We start from the raw sequence: 19,192 nt of genomic DNA, 5'->3' as shown, positions 1-19,192 counted from the left end.
CAAATGCAAAAACACTTATCATTTTTTAAACACATATCAAACCTATACGCAGATCAAAATCTTTGCTAGGTTGAATAAAATAAACAATTCAATTCATCTGTTTTGAGCAATATTTAATAAAACAAAATTGGGGATTATTCATGTTTCAAATCAGTAGCCCATCAAAACTTGTCCGTGCAATTGCACCCATCATTTGCGTAATTGGTATCGGCTCGCTTACTGGCTGTACCACAGTATCTCCAACAAACACGAATACCCCTGCTGATCTTGCAACATTGACACAAACAAATACGCTATTTTACGGTGGCTCAATTTTAACCATGCAAGGCATGTCACCTCATTATGTCGAAGCGCTAGTGGTCAAGGATGGAAAAATTGTCTTTGCAGGTGATTTAAAACAAGCGCAAAAATTAAAACAAAAAAATACCCAAGAGGTTAACTTAAACAGTCATACCCTGCTGCCTGGTTTTATTGATGCACATAGCCATTTAAATAGTGTAGGTCTACAGCAAACTGTGGCAAATCTCTACCCTATGCCCGATGGTAACGTTTCAGATATTGCATCATTGATTCGTGAACTTTCATTGTGGCAACAAAACAATCCAGACTTTATCAAAGCAACCTCAGGCTGGATTATTGGAAATGGTTATGATGACGCCCAAATTAAAGAAAAACGACATCCTACAGCAGATGATTTAGATTTGGTTTCCACCAATCACCCAATTATTGTTTTACATCAGTCAGGACACTTAGCCTCTGTAAATCATAAGGCTCTTGAACTTTTAAACATCAATAAAAATACCCCAAATCCAACTGGCGGTATTATTCGCCGTAAAGCAAATTCTCAAGAGCCAAATGGTGTACTTGAAGAAGCTGCTGTTTTTTCAGCAATGGCAACTGCATTTAGTAAAGTTCCACCTGAAATCATGCAAAATATGGCAAAAACAGCACTGAATACCTATATCAAAAATGGCTATACCACTGTACAAGAAGGTCGTGCTGATCATGGTACAGCTGAATTATGGCGAAGTTTTGCGGCCATCAATCAATTGAATATTGATGTCGTGGTTTATCCAGATATCATCAATGAAAAAGAATACATGCTGAAAAATGGCAGTAGTCTCAATTATCAAAATCATTTTAGAATTGGTGGGGTTAAAATCAGCCTAGATGGCTCCCCACAAGGCAAAACCGCATGGCTAACGCAACCTTACTTCATCCCACCAGAGGGAAAACCTAAAGACTATCGTGGTTATTCAGCCTATCCAGATACAAAAATGGTTCAAGATGCAATTAATCTGGCTTATAAGAACCATTGGCAAATTCTTGCACATGCCAATGGTGATGCTGCAATTGACCAATATCTCGCAACTATTGAGACAGCCAATGCACAATATGGCCAAGCAGATCGCCGCAATGTGATTATTCATGCACAAACCATGCGTGAGGATCAATTAGATCAAGCCAAGAAATTAGGGCTTATTCCTTCGTTCTTCTCATTACATACTTACTACTGGGGCGATTGGCATAAACATGAAACGCTCGGCGCAGAACGTGCCAACCGAATTTCCCCTACAGGTTCTGCATTAAGAAAAAATATGATTTTTACTGAACACCATGATGCTCCAGTCATCCCTCCTAAAAATATGATGGTGATTGATGCAACCGTCAATCGTACCACCCGTTCTGGAGATGTATTAGGTGAGGATCAAAAGGTCAGCCCTTATATTGCATTAAAATCAGTCACAGATTGGGCTGCATACCAATACTTTGAAGAAAAAGACAAAGGTACCTTAGAAAAAGGCAAATTGGCGGATCTTGTGGTGATAGATCAAGACCCATTAAAAGTGCCCACTCAAAAGATTAAAGACATCAAAATATTGGCAACCTATAAAGAAGGTCAATTGATTTATCAAAGTCCCCAATAAGGATCAGTAAGGACTAGTCGGGATAGGACATGCTTAATTCGAAATTTTTAATCATACTATTGGGCCTAAGTAGTTTTGCTTATGGAGATATCGCTATTTTCAAAGCCACTTTTCCTGATCTAAAAACCAACCAAGCACCTCACCCACAACACCAACTTGAAAAACTCCCCGCAGCCACACTCAGCAATAATGTAACAGTGGATACCTATATTGCTGCAATTCCCAATCCTTTTAACGATACAGGATTCTACAAAGATGATGCCGTCTGTAAGATCAACAATACCCAGCAAGTGAAATGTCAGTTCAGTTATACATTATCTGCGACTCAAGCAAAAAACTTTAAAATCATCTTACTGCCGGGTATTGGTCCTGTACTTGTCCCCCTATCATGGCAAGTGATCAGCACGGATATGGGACCTTCTGGCGTTGCGTATGCTGTGCTGGCAAGCCGTAAAAAAGATGAAGTCATCACCATTTATAATTCTTCCGCTTGTGTTGGCTGTGCCATGCATAACGCAAGTTTATATTTCCCCAATGTCAAAAAACTCAGTTTAGACAATGAATTTGGTGCCATTGAAGATAAAAATCGTTTGCTAAACATCGTCAAAGCCAATAAAAATAAAGTGTATTTTAGCTATCAAATTCCCAACTATCCCAACAAAACACATGGGATCGCCTATTATGCCGATGAAAGTGATGGCAACGATGTCACCAATTTTCAGGAAATCAAAGTCACAGTTAAACCAGAACACCAAAGCTGGGCACGTGATATTTTAAATTTCTATCAGGCCACACATTGAACTCCCCCTGACCAGCACTTGGTTTTATTTAAAGCCGGTATTTTGACCAAAACATTATTCTGATTTATATTGTTTTCAGCAAAATAAATATAGCCAACCACATGCATGGAGCGCCAAATGAAAACAATCACCGAATGGTTTGATGAATATAGCGAAAGTCATCAAAACAAAACCAATAAAGCCATCCATTGGGCTTGTGTTCCCGCGATTTTATTTGCCATCATTGGGATTCTTGCACATTTTAGTGCTTTGCTTACCGCACTACTTCTGGTTCTTACCTTGGTTTTCTATGCCCGTTTGGATATTGTTCTTGCTGTAGCAATGACCGCATTAATTGCAGTCATGGCATGGATCATTTACTTACTTCCTGTTGGTTTTGGTTTCTATATTGGGGTGTTTATTTTGGCTTGGATTGGTCAATTTTATGGTCACAAAGTCGAGGGTAAAAAGCCTTCTTTCTTTAAAGACCTTCAATTCCTCCTCATTGGCCCTGTATGGTGTATGGATGCCTATCTTGGTAAAGTACTACCCAAATGGAAAACACGCCAGAAACTGGCTTTTTAGCGCAAATAAACCAGAGGGAAAATCCAATTCGGCTTTTCCCTCCATTTTTTTCAATTTAACAGATAAAATAACCCGTAAAAGCACAATAAACTTAAAGCTAAATTGACTAGAATTTTCTTAGAAATAAGTGCTAAAACAACACAGATCATTGCTGTTAAAAAATAGGCATCCAAAGGCAATGCACGGAATTGGTCTCCATTAAAAAATACAATTGGTGCACAAATTGCAGTCAGCAAACATGGTGCTGAATACTGCAACATATTTCCAATCACACGAGGTAATTTCAGGGCGATTTTAGGTTCCAAGAAAAAGTAACGGTTAATCAATACAATGCCTGCCAAAGTTAACAATAAAGTCCATGTCATTTTGCTACGCCTATATTTTTTACTCCGACGATTTTTGCCGTACACATCGCACTAAACATCCCCAAAATCCCGGATAGCACAATGCCCCCTTCAAATTGAAAATATTTAAAAATACAGGCAGATAGCAAGGTACACATAACGCCTACCAAAGTTGCGCTATTTTTCACCATCGGCACAATAATCAAAATAAATACCGCAACAATTGAAAAATCTAAATGTAAGCTTTCTAAATTTGGAATTGATTTAGCCAGTACAATACCCAACACACTAAATAGGCACCAAGCCAAATAAAAACACAGCCCAGCACCAAACAAATAAGCAAAGCTGCGCTGTTTATCTTTGCCAATGCCGACAGCAAACAGTTCATCTGTCAGCAAGAAGCCAATTAATATGCGTTGCTTAAACGGAAAACGACTGACATCTTGACGAAAATTAAGCGCATAAATTAAATGCTGACTGGTTAAGAAAAATACCGTAATCATAATCGTCAAGGCAGATGCATGTGACATGACTAAACCTAAACTCACCAACTGTGCTGCACCTGCAAATACAACAGCGGACATTGAGAATGCTTGTGCAAAGCTTAATCCAGCATTGATTGCCATTGAGCCAGCCAGAATACCCCAAGGCAGTACGGCGATAGATAAAGGTAAAATATCGACCACACCTTGGAAAAAAGCCTTTTTATTTTGTTTAGACTTCGGCTCAATCTCGGCAGTATAAGATTCAAATTGATCACTCATTTGCAAAATCCAAATCTAAGAATTTAATCAGTATCTTATAAATGCTCAGTGATCGCTTGGATGAAATTGCTATTTGGTGAGGGGCTGTGAGCGTTTAAATGGTTATTTCCGAATACATTTATTAAATATTTAAGGTACTTAAATATTGAGAAGGCGTAACCCCGACTGCTTTTTTAAAATGTCGATTAAAATGACTTTGATCTGAAAAACCACTATTTTGGGCAGTCATTGCAATACTCTGGCCCTGTTTTAATAATTGGCGCGCTTTCTGTAAGCGGACCTGAACCAACCAGCTATGCGGTGGTAATCCCGTATATTTTTTAAATTCACGTAAAAAATGCCAAGGGCTTAATCCTACATATGTCGCCAAATCAGTGAGCGAATAATCATGCTCAGGAAAACTGCTTAATAAATCTTTGACTATTTCAACTTTCCGTTGTGCTTCTGGTAATTCAGCAGGTGTTAATTTGGCACGACCATAACGACTGATTAAGCGGGCTAAAGTGGATAAATACATACTCTCTTTCAGTAAAGTATTTTCTTTTTGTTCTAATAAATCAAAAAGTAAACAGAGTTGCTGTGCCAATCCAACATCTTGCACAACAGCTTGTGGGAACCACGGTACGCTATTTTTAACACTAAAAAAATCTTGCCCTGCATCTAACAACATTTCTGGCGTTGGATAAATTGCACGGTATTTCCAGCCTGACTCTACAGCAGATGAACCTGTATGAATTTCATCAGCATTGACTAAAATAATGTCACCCTTCGGTGCTGTATGTAACTGCCCAGTCCGATAAAAACTCTGTGCACCATCTTCAATCACACCAATACAATAACCTTCATGCACATGCTTTGAAAATTGCTTATGGTGATACTGTGCTTTTAACAATTCTAATCCACCCAATTCTTTTAGGTGAAAGTAGCTTGCCCACTCCTGCATTTTTTCTATTCAGACTTTTGATAATAATTTAAAAATAGCATGTTTATAAAAAGCGTATAGAACAAAATTGCTATCTATACGTTTAAACAAGACCTAATCTTTTGTGCGCCTAAGAAAATAACCAATAGATTACTGATAGGTTTTTCCATTATGTTTTAGCCAACCATCTTGATGACGACGGTTTGGATCATGGTGTGTCCAATGCATTACACCACCTTGATTACTATATTCATACTCGCCAAAAAATTCGACAGTATCACCTTTGCGTAAATTATCTATGCGTGGTGCTAAATCAATATTATGCGCAACCAGTACAGTTAAGCCATTATCCAGTGCAAGAATAAATTTTTGATGACGTGAACCTTCATTATCATCACGCAACACGGCTTTTACTCGACCTATGGACTGTACTTGAACATTACTGAGTTTTGCATCATAGGCTTTTCGAATAACCTCAAGACCATTTTGATTTTGACTATTGGCAGACGGCTTATCGTTAAATTGGTTATCTTTACTTTGCTCATTCACATGCTGTGTATTGTCTTGTGAATGATTGTTTTGCTGATCGATCGATTCAACTTTAGAGGATTCAGTTGCTTGATTTTTTTGTTGATTAAGATCAACACCTAGATAAGCTGCGACGATCACTGCGATTACAGCACCAATACCAAGTTGAGTTTTATTTGCCATAAAGTTTGAGTCTAATCAATGTTCATTGTGGAATTATAAAAGAATAATCTTTTAGGTATGTATGAATTAATTCTTCTGAATCTACTTCAATTAAATTACAGACAAAAAAACCCCTCTAAGGAGGGGTTTTCAATAATTATACTCAGTGAGTAAAAATTATTTAGCAGCCGCTTGAGCAGCAGCAACTTCTTCTGCAAAGCTCATTTCAGCTTTCTTCTCAATACCTTCACCTACTTCGAAGCGAACGAATTGAGCTACAGTTGTTGCAGTCGCTTTCAATACTTCAGCAACTTTTTTGTCGTTGTCAATTACGTATTGTTGACGCTCAAGAACAACTTCGTTCAAGTATTTTTCAACTGAACCAGTCACCATTTTTTCAACGATGTTCGCAGGCTTACCAGATTCAATCGCTTTAGCTTCTGCAATTTCTTTCTCTTTCGCGATAAGATCAGCAGAAACATCTTCAGCAGTTACAGCAACTGGGTTGAACGCAGCAACGTGCATTGCAATACCTTTACCAGTTTCAGCAGAACCTGTGTAAGAAACAACAACACCGATTTTTAAACCGTGTTTGTAAACTGCAAGGTTTTCACCTTCAACAATTGCAGCACGACGAACTTGGATGTTTTCACCGATTTTTTGAACAAGCGCAATACGAGCTTCTTCAACAGTTGAACCATCTTCAAGTTTCAATTCAGCAATTTGAGCAGCATCAGTTACACCAGCAGCAAGTGCAGCAGCAGCAACTTTCGCAGAGAAACCAGCAAAGTTTTCGTCTTTCGCAACGAAGTCAGTTTGACAGTTTACTTCTAAAAGAATTGCTTTATTACCTTCTTGAGCAATTGTGATCGCGCCATCAGCAGCAATGTTACCAGCTTTTTTAGCTGCTTTTGCTTGACCTGATTTACGAAGATTATCAATCGCTAATTCGATGTCACCGTCTGCTTCTGTTAATGCTTTTTTGCATTCCATCATTGCAAGACCAGTACGGTCACGTAATTCTTTTACCATGCTCGCAGTAACTGCAGTCATGTTGTTCTCCTAAATACGGTAGAATATGAATCTGTTCAACAAAAACGGCCCAAAGGTTCCTCTGGGCCGCTTTGCTTTCTCGACGCTCAATTTGTCATCATTTTAAATCACAAAAATGACAAGCTTGCGTCAAAACGCATTAAGCCTCAGGAGCTTCTTTCGCAGCTTCTTCGCCTTTAGCTTGAGCATTCGCTTGAGTTTGAGCGTATTCTTTACCAGCAAGAATTGCATCAGCCATTGCAGAAGCATAAAGTGTAACAGCACGGATCGCATCGTCATTACCAGGAATAACGAAATCTACGTTATCTGGGTTAGAGTTTGTATCAACGATACCGATTACTGGAATACCAAGGTTTTTAGCTTCTTTAATCGCGATTGCTTCGTGATCAACGTCGATGATGAACAATGCGTCAGGTAAACCACCCATGTTCTTAACACCGCCTAAAGAGCGTTCAAGTTTTTCCATTTCACGAGCGCGTTCTAATGCTTCACGTTTAGTAAGTTTAGCAAAAGTACCATCTTGTGATTGAGTTTGAAGATCTTTCAAACGGTTGATTGACTGACGAAGAGTTTTCCAGTTAGTCAACATACCACCCAACCAACGGTGATCAACATAAGGCTGACCAGCGCGTTGAGCTTGTTCACGAATGATGTTAGAAGCAGCACGTTTTGTACCAACGAACAATACTTTGTTCTTTTTGCTTGCTAGATTGTTAACAAAATTCAAAGCATCATTTAACGCAGGAACAGTATGTTCAAGGTTGATGATGTGAATACGGTTACGCGCACCAAAAATGTATTGACGCATTTTTGGGTTCCAGAAGCGAGTTTGGTGACCAAAGTGCGCGCCAGCTTGAAGAAGGTCGCGCATGCTTACGTTGTAATCTGCCATTTTCTTTACCTTAAAAGTTTGGGTTAGGCCTCCATATGTCCGCATTCTCCACCCTTTCAGGCACCCAGAGTAATGTGACGACATATGTGCGGATTTTTAAATTACCCTTATCAATATTTCCATAAACCATTCACAAAGAAAGTCACAGAAAGCATTTGATAAATTGGGCGGCTATTTATACCATAGTCACATACAAATTTCCAAAAGTTTTTAAAGATCATGAACAGTACTTACGAAGCACCACGTCGATTAATCAAAACCGCAGATGAAATTGAAAAGATGCGTGTTGCAGGTCGATTGGCTGCAGAAGTTTTGGATATGATCAAACCGCATATCAAACCAGGTGTTAGTACACTTGAATTGGATACGATTTGTCATGACTATATTGTCAACAAACAAGACGCTATACCTGCATGTTTAGGTTATGGTGCTGCGCCTGGTCGCCCTGCATTCCAACATGTGATTTGTACTTCTGTAAATCATGTGGTATGTCACGGCATTCCATCTGCGAGTAAAATTTTAAAGAAAGGCGATATTCTCAATATTGATGTCACTGTGATTAAAGATGGTTATCACGGCGATACCAATATGATGTATGTGGTTGGTGGTGAAACATCGATTATTGCTGAACGTTTATGTAAAGTTGCTCAAGAAGCAATGTACCGTGGTATGGAAACGGTGAAACCGGGCTCAACCATTGGTGATATCGGCGCAGCGATTCAAAAATATGTTGAATCAGAACGCTTTAGTGTAGTGCGTGAATACTGTGGTCATGGTATTGGTACGGTATTCCATGATGAGCCTCAAGTCCTTCACTATGGTCAACCTAATTCAGGCATGGTTTTGGAAGAAGGCATGACCTTTACCATTGAGCCGATGGTCAACGCTGGTGTTTGGCAAACACGTTTAATGGGTGATAAATGGACGGTGGTGACCAAAGACCATAGTCTTTCAGCTCAATATGAACATACCCTGCTGGTGACCAAAGACGGTGTAGAAGTTTTAACCGCACGCCCTGAAGAAGATCTATCTCGTTTTCAAAAATAACGAAAGTCATTGACTAAAATGACTTATGCTGCTTAACAAAAGGTCATATTTATATGGCCTTTTTTTATGGCTTGAGTTTTCCCTTGTCTGCCAAGTCAATGTTTTATCATTATTTTTAACCGAGACCATGACCTATTTTTAGCATGTAATATCATGACAACATGATTACAGTTGTATTACATTTATAAACTTATGATAAATAAAACATTAAAAAAAGAACATTCACTTAAAAAAAGCCTTTGTAAAGACTACATTAATTAACAGCAAAAACTTCTAATAATAAAAACGCATAAAAATTAGTATCAATTACGGACATGGAGTCCAAACCTATGAAAAAATCATTACTTTGCATCATGACCTCATGCATGACTTTACCCATGATGGCGCATGCAGATTCACCTTATTTTAGTCTGAAAGATGGTGATGGATTTAAACGCTTTTCTGTTTCAGCAGGTTGGCTACATGCAATGCCACAGGGTAACGCTAATCCTATCAAAGTGAATACTGCCGTTGCAGAAGGAACACAATCTAAAGTAGGTGATATTTCTAAAAAAGCAGTTTTAGACGCAGCAGTTAAAGAATCCAATCCTTTTCTTTATGGCGCAATCGGCCTTTTGGGTGACACGATTCCTAGCGCTTTAACGGGCACAGCCACAGTCAATGGTCTATCCAGTTGGACCTCTGAAGGCACTGGTCTAACAGCAAAAGATGTTGATACTTTTGGTCTGATGGGAAATTACTACTTCACTGATAATCTTTCATTAGAGTTTAAAGCAGGTGTTCCGCCTAAAGTTGAGATAGAAGGCAAAGGCCAAATCTATGCACCATTGACCGGTAAAGATTCTACACCACTTGGCAGTATTGACTTGAAAAAAGATATTGCAATTACTGATTTAACAAAACATTCAAAAGCAGCATCTGCAACTGCATGGTTGCCAGCGGCAGAACTACATTATCAATTTGGTAAATCTGGTGTAAATAAACTTCGGCCTTATGTTGGTGTAGGTGTCATGTATGCACATTTTACTCACCTAAAAGTCGATAATGGCGTAAAAGACGATCTGATTGCAGCAGGTCACATGATCCAGAACGTATTAGATGGACAGGCTGGAGCAGCACTAGATGGCAAAAAATCATCTGCAAATCCTGTAGTTAAAGTAGAAGCAGATGATGCTTGGGCACCAATGGCAACACTGGGTGCAACCTATGATTTTAATGATCGCTGGTTTGGAGTAGGCTCTGTCACTTATGCACCAATGAGTAGTGATGCGACCATTACCATTTCAGACTCAAATACCAACAAACAACTTGTCACAGCCAAAACCAAAATTGATATTGATCCTCTGATTACTTATGTTGGTGTGGGTTATCGCTTCTAAAAGCTAAATTTATTTTCATTAAATTGTGCTGACTGATCACTAAAATTTATCGATTGATAAATTTTTATTCTATCGCTAAGTCCCATTGAATCATCTACAATTCTCATATGATGATTCAATGGATAGCTTATGTCAGTACAACAGGACGACACGCGTTTCTCTAAACCACTCATTTATATGCTTATTGGAAGTGCTTTTATTCTGGCACTCTCTTTAGGTGTACGTCACGGTTTTGGGCTTTATCTTGTACCCATGAGCCATGAGTTTGGTTGGAGTCATCAGGTTTTTAGTTTAGCCATTGCCATACAAAATCTATTCTGGGGCGCAGTACAACCTTTTACTGGTGCGCTTGCAGATAGGTATGGAAGTAAGAAGATTGTTGCGATAGGCGGGGTGCTCTACACCATTGGCCTATTGTTAATGTCTATCAGTTCAAATGTGCTGTTACTGGATATCAGTGTTGGCTTAATTATCGGCTTAGCTCTCTCTGCAACATCATTCTCGGTATTACTTTCAGCCGTAGGACGAGCAACGCATCCAAGCAAGCGTAGTATGGCAATGGGTATTGCCAGTGCAGCAGGTTCATTTGGGCAATTCATTATGTTGCCAACCACCCTGCTTCTCATTAAAAACTTCGGCTGGTCATCTGCGCTGGTCATTACAGCAATCCTCATCGTGTTGATTGTTCCATTGGCATGGATGCTTAAAGCTCCTATGTATGTACCGCCAAATGCAATTAAACAAGCGATAAAACCCAATTTAAGCTTTAAACAGATTCTTAAAATTGCCTTTCAGCATAAACCCTTTTTATGGTTGGCCTTTGGTTTCTCAGTGTGTGGGTTCCAAGTGGTTTTTTTAGGCATTCACCTGCCGGGTTATTTGATTGATCATGGTTTTGATGCCTCCACCGGAACGATCTTTCTCGCATTGGTTGGTCTATTTAATATTATCGGAACCTATACCGCTGGTTGGCTTGGTGGTAAGTATTCCAAACCGCATCTGCTTATGGGTTTATATGGTTTACGTGGCATTGCGATTGTTGCCTTTCTCATGCTGCCTTTAAGTATTTGGACTGTTTACGCCTTTGGTATCGTTATGGGGATCTTATGGCTTTCGACTGTACCCCTAACCAATGGTATTGTGGCCAATATGTTTGGTGTGAAATACTTAACCATGCTAAGCGGTCTGGTGTTTTTCACTCACCAAATCGGTTCTTTTTTTGGTGGATGGCTAGGCGGTTTAAATCATGATATAACGGGTAACTACAACATCATTTGGGGATGCTCAATTGCCTTGTGTATAGTCGGTGTTATTGTGCATTTCTTTGTTAATGAAGAGGCTGTGGTTAATGACTAACTCATTCTCGTGGTTCAAGCTCAGTATCTGGTTGGTTATTGTTATTCTGTTCGGGCTGTCAAGTATGCTGTGGTTGAACACGCCTGAATTATTTGAATATTTTAATATGGCTTTTTGTGCACATTAACCCATTGTCCAACCAATAGCTAGATTGATTGCTTTCTTTCAAAGCCCTAACTGCTTTTAGGGCTTTGTTTTGTAATAATTAGCAGTTCAACATTTTTAATTTAAACCTTGTTGAAACAAAGCCTGTTTTGAACCTCACCCAAGATATCAAAAGTTCACTGAAATTCAGCGCTATCTTCTGCAAATAGAAAGCAGACCCGCCTTTCAAACGGCTTTAGTGAAAGGACAATGGCCTGCTGACACATTTAAATCGTATTGGTCTAAAGCAGACCAGAAGCAACCTTAAAATCAATTTTCTAAGTCGCGACTACGCTTTTCCCAATCTTTATTAGGCTGATTTTCGCGAGTTTACTCGTCCTTGGATCACTGCCTTGATATTATTTTTTGCATAATTAAAGAAAACCTTGAGTGGAGAAAGCTTAGGATTTGGCTTCTTCCCTTCACCAATCGCTTTAAACTGCGCGGCATACCACAGAATTTCCATGATCGCCATTTTATCAACAAAAGAGATACCAGTTTTGATTTGTTCTACTGCATATCGAACGTCCTGACCAGCAATCAAGTTGTTGCTGACTTCAGGTTCTACCGCAAGAGGACGTGCAATCCCAATAAATTCACACGCACCACTGTCTAAAGCCGCATTCATTCCTTGCGCTGTACGGAAACCACCTGTCACCATAAGATGACATTTGACCTCTTTACGAATTTTTTCTGCAAAATCTAAGAAATATGCTTCACGTGCAATCGTACTTTGCTTACGTTTATCCGCTTTTGCGCCTGCCATTGCTGGTGCTTCATAGGTACCACCAGAAATTTCGATCAAATCGATCCCTGCTGTATCAATGGCTTTAAATACTTGAACCACTTCTTCTTCTGTGATTCCACCACGCTGGAAATCTGCAGAGTTCAGTTTGACTGAAATAATAAAGTTTTCTGAGGTTTTAGCACGCACTGCAGCATAAATTTCTAATAAGAAACGCATACGGTTTTCAATTGAACCGCCCCATTGATCTTGACGTTTATTGGTCAATGGTGAAAGAAATTGACTGATTAAATAACCATGTGCACCATGTAACTGTACACCTTCAAAACCTGCTTTTTCACAGATCCGTGCAGCTTCAGCAAATCGTTGAATAATATCTAAAATTTCTGCTTCATTAAGTGCACGTGGCGTACCAAATGTCGTTGCCAACATTGGACTAAAAGGCACTGCTGAAGGCGCGACAGTTTCTTTATTGAGTCCTTTTGGACACTGGCGACCTGGATGTGATAACTGAATCAATTGTACCATCCCGTGCTTTTTACCCACATTTGCCCATTCAGTCAGTTTGGCAAGATCACGTTCAGTTTCAACTACAACAACACCTGGCTCATTCTTCGCACGGAAATCAACCATCACATTCCCCGTAATGGCACAACCCAAGCCGCCTTTCCCCCAAGCATCATATAAACCTAAATGCAATTGGTTCGGTTGCCCTGCATGGTTGGCCAATGCTTCACTCATCGCACCTTTAATGATTCGGTTTTTAAATCGCGTGTTTTTTATTTCTAATGCTTGTGCAAGATGGCTCATGGTCAAATCTCTTTAGTGATTAGAGCTTTTACTCTAATTTAAATTTATAATAGTTCAAGCGTAAATCTGACAATGCATTTTGTCAACTTTGTTAATGTGAATATTTTTTGAACCAGAGTCATCAATACAGCGTTAATACTGACTCGCTGCAATTAATCGCTTGGTATAGTCATTTAAAGGTTTATCAAATAAGGCTTGAGTGTCTTGAAACTCGATAACTTTAGCATCTTTTAATACCAAAACTTTCTGACAAAGTGCTTTTACAACCTGCAAATCATGACTAATAAACAAATAACTCATTTGATAATCCTGTTGCAACTGACGCAGTAATTTTACAATCGCACGTTGTGTGGTCCGGTCAAGTGCTGAGGTTGGTTCATCGAGAATCAGTAATTTAGGGCGTAATACCACAGCACGTGCTAAAGCCACACGTTGCCGTTGACCGCCAGACAATTCATGCGGATAACGCTGTTTAACTGTTATCGGGAGATCTACTTTGTCTAAAATTTCATTGATACGAATCAACATTTCAGCTTCTTTTAGGTGTTTTAGTGCCAAGCCCTCTCGAATAATCTGATCTACAGTCATACGTGGATTTAAACTGCTTAACGGATCTTGAAATACAATTTGAAAATTGGATCGCAGTGGGCGTAATTTACGCTGGCTTAATCGGTTCAAGTCCTGATTGAGTAGGAAAACATTGCCTGAGCACTGTATAAGTCGTGCGATTGCCAGTGCCAAAGAAGTTTTACCAGAACCGCTTTCTCCAACAATCCCGATGGACTCAGCGCGATCTAAACGTAAATTGATCGGTTGAACAGCAACAAAATAATCTTTAACTCGATTAAATATGCCCTTTCTTATTGGAAATTTCACCCCAACACGATGTAGAGATAAAACTAAATTACGTTTATGCGGTAAAGCATTGGCTTCACCAAAATCATGATCCAATAAATATTGGGTATAGCTGGCTTTAGGGTTTTGAAAAATATTTCGAACTGTGCCTTTTTCTTCAACCTGCCCCTGATTCATCACAATCACCTGATTGGCATATTTACGCACCAAATTCAAATCATGACTAACCAAAATCATGGCCATTTTATGGTTTAGAATAAGCAGTTGTAATAAGTTTAAAACTTGAGATTGTAATGTGACATCTAAAGCTGTTGTCGGCTCATCCGCGATAATAATTTCAGGCTTTTGTGCCAAAACCGATGCAATCAAAACACGTTGTCGCTGACCACCTGATAACTCATGTGGATAACGATTCAACTTATCCTCAGGTTCATCCATTCCGACATCACACAATAAGTCATAGACACGTTTTCTGACTTTTTCCTTGGACATCCCGTCTAAAAGTAAAGTCTCACCAATAATCCGCTCAACCTTGTGTAGCGGGTTGAGTGCTGTCATCGGTTCTTGAAAAATCATGGCAATTTTTTTACCACGGATCGCCAACTGCGCATTTTGATTAAGAGACAATAGGTTTTGCTCATCATATAATGCTTGCCCAGTCACAGTTAAATTTTCAGGAAGCAAGCCAAGCAGCGCCAAACCACTGATTGATTTGCCTGAACCACTCTCCCCGACAATCGCAACAGTTTCCCCGACATGTAGGTCAAAGTTAAGGTTATTGACCAGCACCTCTTTACGCTGATTTTCAATATGCAGATGTTGGACAGACAACAACAATGATGGATCATTTTTGACGTCTTGGATCGAATGCATCACGTGTCGCCTCCCCAATATAAATCAATAAAGATAGCACCAAGGCCAAAGTAAAAAATCCGGATAAAGCCAGCCACGGCGCATTTAAATTATTTTTACCTTGTAGTAATAATTCACCGAGGGAGGCTGCATCTGGTGGAAGCCCATAACCTAAAAAATCCAATGCAGTAAGTGCGGTGATATTTGCAGTCAGCATAAATGGAAGTTGAGATAAACTTGAACTGATCACATTGGGCAAGATATGTCGGAACATAATCATCAAATCACTCACCCCTAATGCACGTGCTGCTTGAACATAATCTAAATGACGGGCACGAAGAAACTCAGCGCGCACTATACCGACCAACTCTGTCCAGCCAAAAATCAACATAATCAGAAATAGCCAATAGACACTCGGGGTAAATATACTGACCAAGATGATCACCATAAATAAAGTCGGCAAACCACCCCAAACTTCAAGCAGACGTTGCCCAATTAAATCTACCCATCCGCCATAATAGCCCTGTATCGCCCCAACAATAATTCCAATAAATGCAGCAAATAGTGTCAATGCCAAACCAAACAACAGTGATATACGTAGACCATAAAGAATACGGGTAAATACATCACGCCCTTGATCATCTGTACCTAACCAGTTTTGTGCGGTGGGTGGTGATGGAACAGGAACGGCTAAATCCAAATTGGGAGTTTGGTAGGAATAACGAACCAGTGGCCAAATCGACCAGCCTTTTTCCTCAATCAACTGCTGAACCACCGGATCACGATAATCGGCTTCTGTTTCAAAGACCCCTCCAAAATGTGTTTCAGGATAAGCCTTTAAAACCGGCATGTAATAATGCTGATCGTATTTGACCAATAAGGGCTTATCATTGGCAATAAATTCGGCAGAAATTGAAAGGATAAATAAAACGATAAATACAATGAAACAGACAAAACCCAAGCGATTATTCTTAAATTTCTGTATTCGTGCTTGCATGATCAGTGACATTATTTTGCACCTCTCGATTCAAAATCAATTCTCGGATCAATCACACGATAAATCACATCACAGATTAAACGTAAAATCAGCCCAAACAAGGTCAGAAAGAACAAAGCACCAAAAATCACCGGATAATCACGTTGTTGCACGGCTTCAAAACCTAGCAAGCCGAGTCCATCCAAATTAAAAATAATTTCAATCAGTAGATTTCCAACAAAGAACACCCCAACCAATACTTCAGGCAAACCGGCAACAATCACCAACAATGCATTGCGAAATACGTGTTTATATAACACGTCATTTTCAGTTAAGCCTTTTGCTCGTGCTGCAAGCACATACTGCTTATTGAGCTCTTCCATAAATGAATATTTAGTCAGATAGGTTAAACTTGCAAATCCGCCCAACACCATGGCCAGCAAAGGTAAAGCCATGTGCCAAAAATAATCTGCTATTTTTTCAAATAGATTGAGACTGTGAAAGTTGTCTGAAACAAAGCCTTGTAACGGAAACCATTGTAAATAAGAACCTCCAGCAAAAAATACGATCAACAATATTGCAAATACAAAAGCGGGAACGGCATAGCCCACAGCCAAAAGTAATGAGGTTGATTTATCAAAAAATAAGCCATGCTGCTTGGCTTTTTTAATCCCTAAAGGAATTGAGATTAAATAAATTAAAAAAGTGCTCCACGCACCCAAGGAAATGGTGACTGGCATTTTTTCCCATAACAGCTCAGTCACTGGCTTATCTTTAAAAAAACTCGTGCCAAAATCTAAAGCTAAATAGTTTTTTAACATCAACCAGAATCGTTCATGTGCAGGTCGATCAAAGCCATATTGCTGTTTGATTTTATCGACCATATCTTCGCTTAAGCCCTGTGCACCACGATACTCATGGTTATTGACCGAAGATGATAGCCCCCCAGCAGTCATATTGACCCCTTGGAAGTTTTCCGCTTGTTGAATGGCTTGTTCAACAGGCCCACCAGGTGCAATTTGAACCACAACAAAATTGATCAAGAGAACAAAGAACAATGTCGGGATGATCAGTAACAGCCTTTTGAGTATATATGTGCCCATTGAAACGATGTTCCTTATGACCTCATGAGGGTAGATATGTCAATTTAAACATCACTCACGTTGAGCCATTGATGTTTTAACCATGAAGATTTGAAATTATGCTTTTTAAAATGCTCGATTTTTTAAATATTGCTCTACTTTTTTTGCTTGATCTGCATCTGCCCACCAATACTCTAAACCGAGGGATAATTTTGGTTTAACTTTGGGTTGCTGATACATATTCCAATAAGCATACCAGTTTTTATCATTGCCATAAGTCAGAATTTGATAATAGCCTGCACGTAATACCCGATCCAGTGCTCGGGTACGAAGCACCAATTGTTCACGGTTCGGTGCATAAATAATCTGTTGAATCAGCTGATCGACCACTGGGCTTTTAACACCTGCATAATTGTAATTGCCCACTTCATCGGCAGCCTTACTGCCCCACATCTGCGCCTGTTCAGCGCCCGGTGTTAATGATTGCGGCATATCAATAGCGGTCATCTGAAAATCTAAACGGCGCATACGCTCTGTATATTGCGGTAAATCGACTTGACGAATATTTGCCTGAATCCCAAGTTTTTTTAAATTACGAATATAAGGTAACAAAGTTCGTAGTGCACCATCTTGATGAATCAGAAATTCAATTTGAATGGGACGACCTTGTCTATCCACCAATAGTCCATTGTGAAAACGATAACCCGCCTTTAATAACATCGAACGTGCAATCAATAAATTTTGTCGGTTAAAACCACTGGCATCTGAAACTGGGTATTTCCAATCTGCCAATACACCTTGGCGTTGCAATGTGGGCAATTGCTTTAAATAAGGCGTTAAAATTTCAAGTTCTTTCGCGCTTGGTTTTCCAGTCGCCGCAAGCTCACTATTTTGAAAGTGGCTCTGCAAGCGAATATTTTGACCATATAACAATGCTTTGTTGATCCATTCAAAATCATAAGCATAGGTCAATGCTTGGCGAAAATTGAGATCATTGAATGGCGCCTTTCGAGTATTAAAAACCAAACTTTGCGTGAGTGCTGGTGTTTCAATCTTAGAAATATACTTTTTAACCAAACCTTGTTTTACCGCAGGAAAATTATATTCGGTGACCCAGTTACGGGCATTTTTTTCTTGATAAAAGCGATATTGTCCAGATTTAAACCCTTCAAAAGCGATTTCAGGGCTTCGATAATAAACGTATTTCATGTGATCAAAGTTATAACGACCACGATTGATGGCTAAGTCCTTTGCCCAATAATTTGGATTGCGCTTATAGCTAATACTGCGCCCAGAATCAATACGCTCAATCAGATAAGGCCCCGACCCTAAAATCGGCTGCAAGGTCACTTTGCTATAGTCTTTATTTTTCCAATCTGCTTTTGAATAAATCGCAATTTTTGCCAAAATAAAGGGCATGTCTGCATTGTGGTCTGATTTAAATGTCATTTTCACTTGATATTTAGACAATACCTCAGTTTTGGCTAAATCAGACAAATACATTTGAAAGCCTAGATTGGCCTTGCTTTGAATGGTATCAAAACTAAATTTAACATCCTCAGCCGTGACGGGTGAACCATCACTAAAACGAGCTTGGGGATTTAAATGGAAAATAACAAATTTAGTTTTAACAGGATCATAAGTAACTTTTTCAGCGAGAAGTGGATATAACACACCTGGCTCATCCAGTGAGCTATCCATTAAGCTATCAAATAGATAATTAATCCCTTCAGTTGAACTGCCTTTGCCATTCATACTATTGAGATTATCAAAGGTGCCTATACTCGCTGTACTGATATAGCCGCCTTTGGGTGCATTGCTATTGGCATAAGGCATCGCCTGAGCTTTGACATATAGTGGAGCATTATGTACAGCAATATATGCTGTTGTCTGTAGAGCAGCATCAACATTTATAGTTGCAACACATAATCCCAATGCCAGCCCGATCGGGCTGACACATGCAAAACTTAGGCGCATTCCCCTATTTTC

At 39.4% G+C, this 19,192-nt stretch carries 17 protein-coding genes; 6 read left to right on the top strand and 11 right to left on the bottom strand.

Annotation, left to right across the window (positions count from 1 at the left end; genetic code table 11):
• The first annotated feature begins 140 nt into the window (after positions 1 to 140).
• The 3 genes from GJV03_RS14355 to GJV03_RS14345 all read left to right on the top strand — a co-directional run bounded on the left by GJV03_RS14355 (position 141) and on the right by GJV03_RS14345 (position 3,292).
• Positions 141 to 1,928, top strand: coding sequence for an amidohydrolase (locus GJV03_RS14355; RefSeq protein ID WP_154130360.1), 1,788 nt, complete (start codon positions 141 to 143; stop codon positions 1,926 to 1,928).
• A 29-nt stretch (positions 1,929 to 1,957) separates the two neighbouring features.
• Entirely contained in the window at positions 1,958 to 2,728 is a 771-nt protein-coding gene (locus tag GJV03_RS14350) for a DUF4850 domain-containing protein (protein WP_154130359.1), read from the top strand.
• A gap of 117 nt (positions 2,729 to 2,845) precedes the next feature.
• Positions 2,846 to 3,292 (top strand): Mpo1-like protein, encoded by a 447-nt coding sequence (locus GJV03_RS14345; protein ID WP_154130358.1) that lies wholly within the window; start codon positions 2,846 to 2,848, stop codon positions 3,290 to 3,292.
• A gap of 50 nt (positions 3,293 to 3,342) precedes the next feature.
• On the opposite strand, the gene GJV03_RS14340 is transcribed toward GJV03_RS14345, so the two are convergent.
• From GJV03_RS14340 to rpsB, 6 genes are all read right to left on the bottom strand, one after another.
• On the bottom strand, positions 3,343 to 3,657 hold the full coding sequence (locus tag GJV03_RS14340) for an AzlD domain-containing protein (RefSeq protein ID WP_056516140.1): 315 nt from the start codon (positions 3,655 to 3,657) through the stop codon (positions 3,343 to 3,345).
• On the bottom strand, positions 3,654 to 4,400 hold the full coding sequence (locus GJV03_RS14335) for an AzlC family ABC transporter permease (protein WP_154130357.1): 747 nt from the start codon (positions 4,398 to 4,400) through the stop codon (positions 3,654 to 3,656). Before GJV03_RS14335 ends, GJV03_RS14340 begins: the two co-directional genes overlap by 4 nt.
• A gap of 121 nt (positions 4,401 to 4,521) precedes the next feature.
• On the bottom strand, positions 4,522 to 5,343 hold the full coding sequence (locus GJV03_RS14330; protein ID WP_004722023.1) for an AraC family transcriptional regulator: 822 nt from the start codon (positions 5,341 to 5,343) through the stop codon (positions 4,522 to 4,524).
• Between the two features lie 129 nt (positions 5,344 to 5,472).
• Complete coding sequence (locus GJV03_RS14325) at positions 5,473 to 6,033, bottom strand: DUF3465 domain-containing protein (protein WP_105714535.1); 561 nt, start codon at positions 6,031 to 6,033, stop codon at positions 5,473 to 5,475.
• A 156-nt stretch (positions 6,034 to 6,189) separates the two neighbouring features.
• Positions 6,190 to 7,065 carry a translation elongation factor Ts gene (gene tsf, locus GJV03_RS14320; RefSeq protein ID WP_004722025.1) on the bottom strand — a complete coding sequence of 292 codons (876 nt, stop codon included), beginning with the start codon at positions 7,063 to 7,065 and terminating at the stop codon, positions 6,190 to 6,192.
• A 139-nt stretch (positions 7,066 to 7,204) separates the two neighbouring features.
• Entirely contained in the window at positions 7,205 to 7,957 is a 753-nt protein-coding gene (gene rpsB, locus GJV03_RS14315) for a 30S ribosomal protein S2 (RefSeq protein ID WP_004722027.1), read from the bottom strand.
• A gap of 219 nt (positions 7,958 to 8,176) precedes the next feature.
• Between rpsB and map the strand changes: the two genes are divergently transcribed.
• The 3 genes from map (at position 8,177) to GJV03_RS14300 (ending at position 11,739) form a co-directional block, all read left to right on the top strand.
• Complete coding sequence (map, locus tag GJV03_RS14310; protein ID WP_004722029.1) at positions 8,177 to 9,004, top strand: type I methionyl aminopeptidase; 828 nt, start codon at positions 8,177 to 8,179, stop codon at positions 9,002 to 9,004.
• Between the two features lie 329 nt (positions 9,005 to 9,333).
• Positions 9,334 to 10,383, top strand: a complete 1,050-nt coding sequence (locus GJV03_RS14305; RefSeq protein ID WP_154130356.1) for an OmpW family outer membrane protein — start codon at positions 9,334 to 9,336, stop codon at positions 10,381 to 10,383.
• Positions 10,384 to 10,512: 129 nt separating this feature from the next.
• Positions 10,513 to 11,739 (top strand): MFS transporter, encoded by a 1,227-nt coding sequence (locus GJV03_RS14300; RefSeq protein WP_154130355.1) that lies wholly within the window; start codon positions 10,513 to 10,515, stop codon positions 11,737 to 11,739.
• Between the two features lie 454 nt (positions 11,740 to 12,193).
• Here the strand turns inward: GJV03_RS14300 and GJV03_RS14295 are convergent, their stop codons facing one another.
• The 5 genes from GJV03_RS14295 to GJV03_RS14275 all read right to left on the bottom strand — a co-directional run bounded on the left by GJV03_RS14295 (position 12,194) and on the right by GJV03_RS14275 (position 19,180).
• Positions 12,194 to 13,438 (bottom strand): NADH:flavin oxidoreductase/NADH oxidase family protein, encoded by a 1,245-nt coding sequence (locus GJV03_RS14295; RefSeq protein ID WP_154130354.1) that lies wholly within the window; start codon positions 13,436 to 13,438, stop codon positions 12,194 to 12,196.
• 132 nt (positions 13,439 to 13,570) lie between these two features.
• A complete protein-coding gene (locus tag GJV03_RS14290; protein WP_154130366.1) occupies positions 13,571 to 15,166 on the bottom strand; it encodes a dipeptide ABC transporter ATP-binding protein in 1,596 nt (531 codons plus the stop codon).
• Complete coding sequence (locus tag GJV03_RS14285; protein WP_004819994.1) at positions 15,138 to 16,154, bottom strand: ABC transporter permease; 1,017 nt, start codon at positions 16,152 to 16,154, stop codon at positions 15,138 to 15,140. The genes GJV03_RS14290 and GJV03_RS14285 overlap by 29 nt, the downstream gene beginning before the upstream one ends.
• A complete protein-coding gene (yejB, locus tag GJV03_RS14280; RefSeq protein ID WP_056516160.1) occupies positions 16,154 to 17,224 on the bottom strand; it encodes a microcin C ABC transporter permease YejB in 1,071 nt (356 codons plus the stop codon). The genes GJV03_RS14285 and yejB overlap by 1 nt, the downstream gene beginning before the upstream one ends.
• Before the next feature lie 105 nt (positions 17,225 to 17,329).
• Positions 17,330 to 19,180, bottom strand: coding sequence for an extracellular solute-binding protein (locus tag GJV03_RS14275; RefSeq protein WP_154130353.1), 1,851 nt, complete (start codon positions 19,178 to 19,180; stop codon positions 17,330 to 17,332).
• Positions 19,181 to 19,192 lie beyond the last annotated feature (12 nt).

It is taken from the genome of Acinetobacter sp. RIT698 (assembly GCF_009668065.1).
Lineage (GTDB): Bacteria > Pseudomonadota > Gammaproteobacteria > Pseudomonadales > Moraxellaceae > Acinetobacter > Acinetobacter guillouiae.
The sequence above is the reverse complement of the archived record's forward strand: the minus strand, read 5'-3'. Positions and strand labels throughout refer to the sequence as shown.

Excerpts from the sequence above, each read along its gene's own strand:
- GJV03_RS14350 (WP_154130359.1), top strand. The coding sequence starts at position 1,958 with ATGCTTAATTCGAAATTTTTAATCATACTATTGGGCCTAAGTAGTTTT.
- GJV03_RS14330 (WP_004722023.1), bottom strand. The coding sequence starts at position 5,343 with ATGCAGGAGTGGGCAAGCTACTTTCACCTAAAAGAATTGGGTGGATTA.
- GJV03_RS14285 (WP_004819994.1), bottom strand. The coding sequence starts at position 16,154 with ATGTCACTGATCATGCAAGCACGAATACAGAAATTTAAGAATAATCGC.
- GJV03_RS14335 (WP_154130357.1), bottom strand. The coding sequence starts at position 4,400 with ATGAGTGATCAATTTGAATCTTATACTGCCGAGATTGAGCCGAAGTCT.
- GJV03_RS14300 (WP_154130355.1), top strand. The coding sequence starts at position 10,513 with ATGTCAGTACAACAGGACGACACGCGTTTCTCTAAACCACTCATTTAT.
- GJV03_RS14275 (WP_154130353.1), bottom strand. The coding sequence starts at position 19,180 with ATGCGCCTAAGTTTTGCATGTGTCAGCCCGATCGGGCTGGCATTGGGA.
- GJV03_RS14340 (WP_056516140.1), bottom strand. The coding sequence starts at position 3,657 with ATGACATGGACTTTATTGTTAACTTTGGCAGGCATTGTATTGATTAAC.
- GJV03_RS14345 (WP_154130358.1), top strand. The coding sequence starts at position 2,846 with ATGAAAACAATCACCGAATGGTTTGATGAATATAGCGAAAGTCATCAA.
- GJV03_RS14305 (WP_154130356.1), top strand. The coding sequence starts at position 9,334 with ATGAAAAAATCATTACTTTGCATCATGACCTCATGCATGACTTTACCC.
- rpsB (WP_004722027.1), bottom strand. The coding sequence starts at position 7,957 with ATGGCAGATTACAACGTAAGCATGCGCGACCTTCTTCAAGCTGGCGCG.
- tsf (WP_004722025.1), bottom strand. The coding sequence starts at position 7,065 with ATGACTGCAGTTACTGCGAGCATGGTAAAAGAATTACGTGACCGTACT.
- GJV03_RS14290 (WP_154130366.1), bottom strand. The coding sequence starts at position 15,166 with ATGCATTCGATCCAAGACGTCAAAAATGATCCATCATTGTTGTTGTCT.
- GJV03_RS14295 (WP_154130354.1), bottom strand. The coding sequence starts at position 13,438 with ATGAGCCATCTTGCACAAGCATTAGAAATAAAAAACACGCGATTTAAA.
- GJV03_RS14355 (WP_154130360.1), top strand. The coding sequence starts at position 141 with ATGTTTCAAATCAGTAGCCCATCAAAACTTGTCCGTGCAATTGCACCC.
- GJV03_RS14325 (WP_105714535.1), bottom strand. The coding sequence starts at position 6,033 with ATGGCAAATAAAACTCAACTTGGTATTGGTGCTGTAATCGCAGTGATC.
- map (WP_004722029.1), top strand. The coding sequence starts at position 8,177 with ATGAACAGTACTTACGAAGCACCACGTCGATTAATCAAAACCGCAGAT.
- yejB (WP_056516160.1), bottom strand. The coding sequence starts at position 17,224 with ATGGGCACATATATACTCAAAAGGCTGTTACTGATCATCCCGACATTG.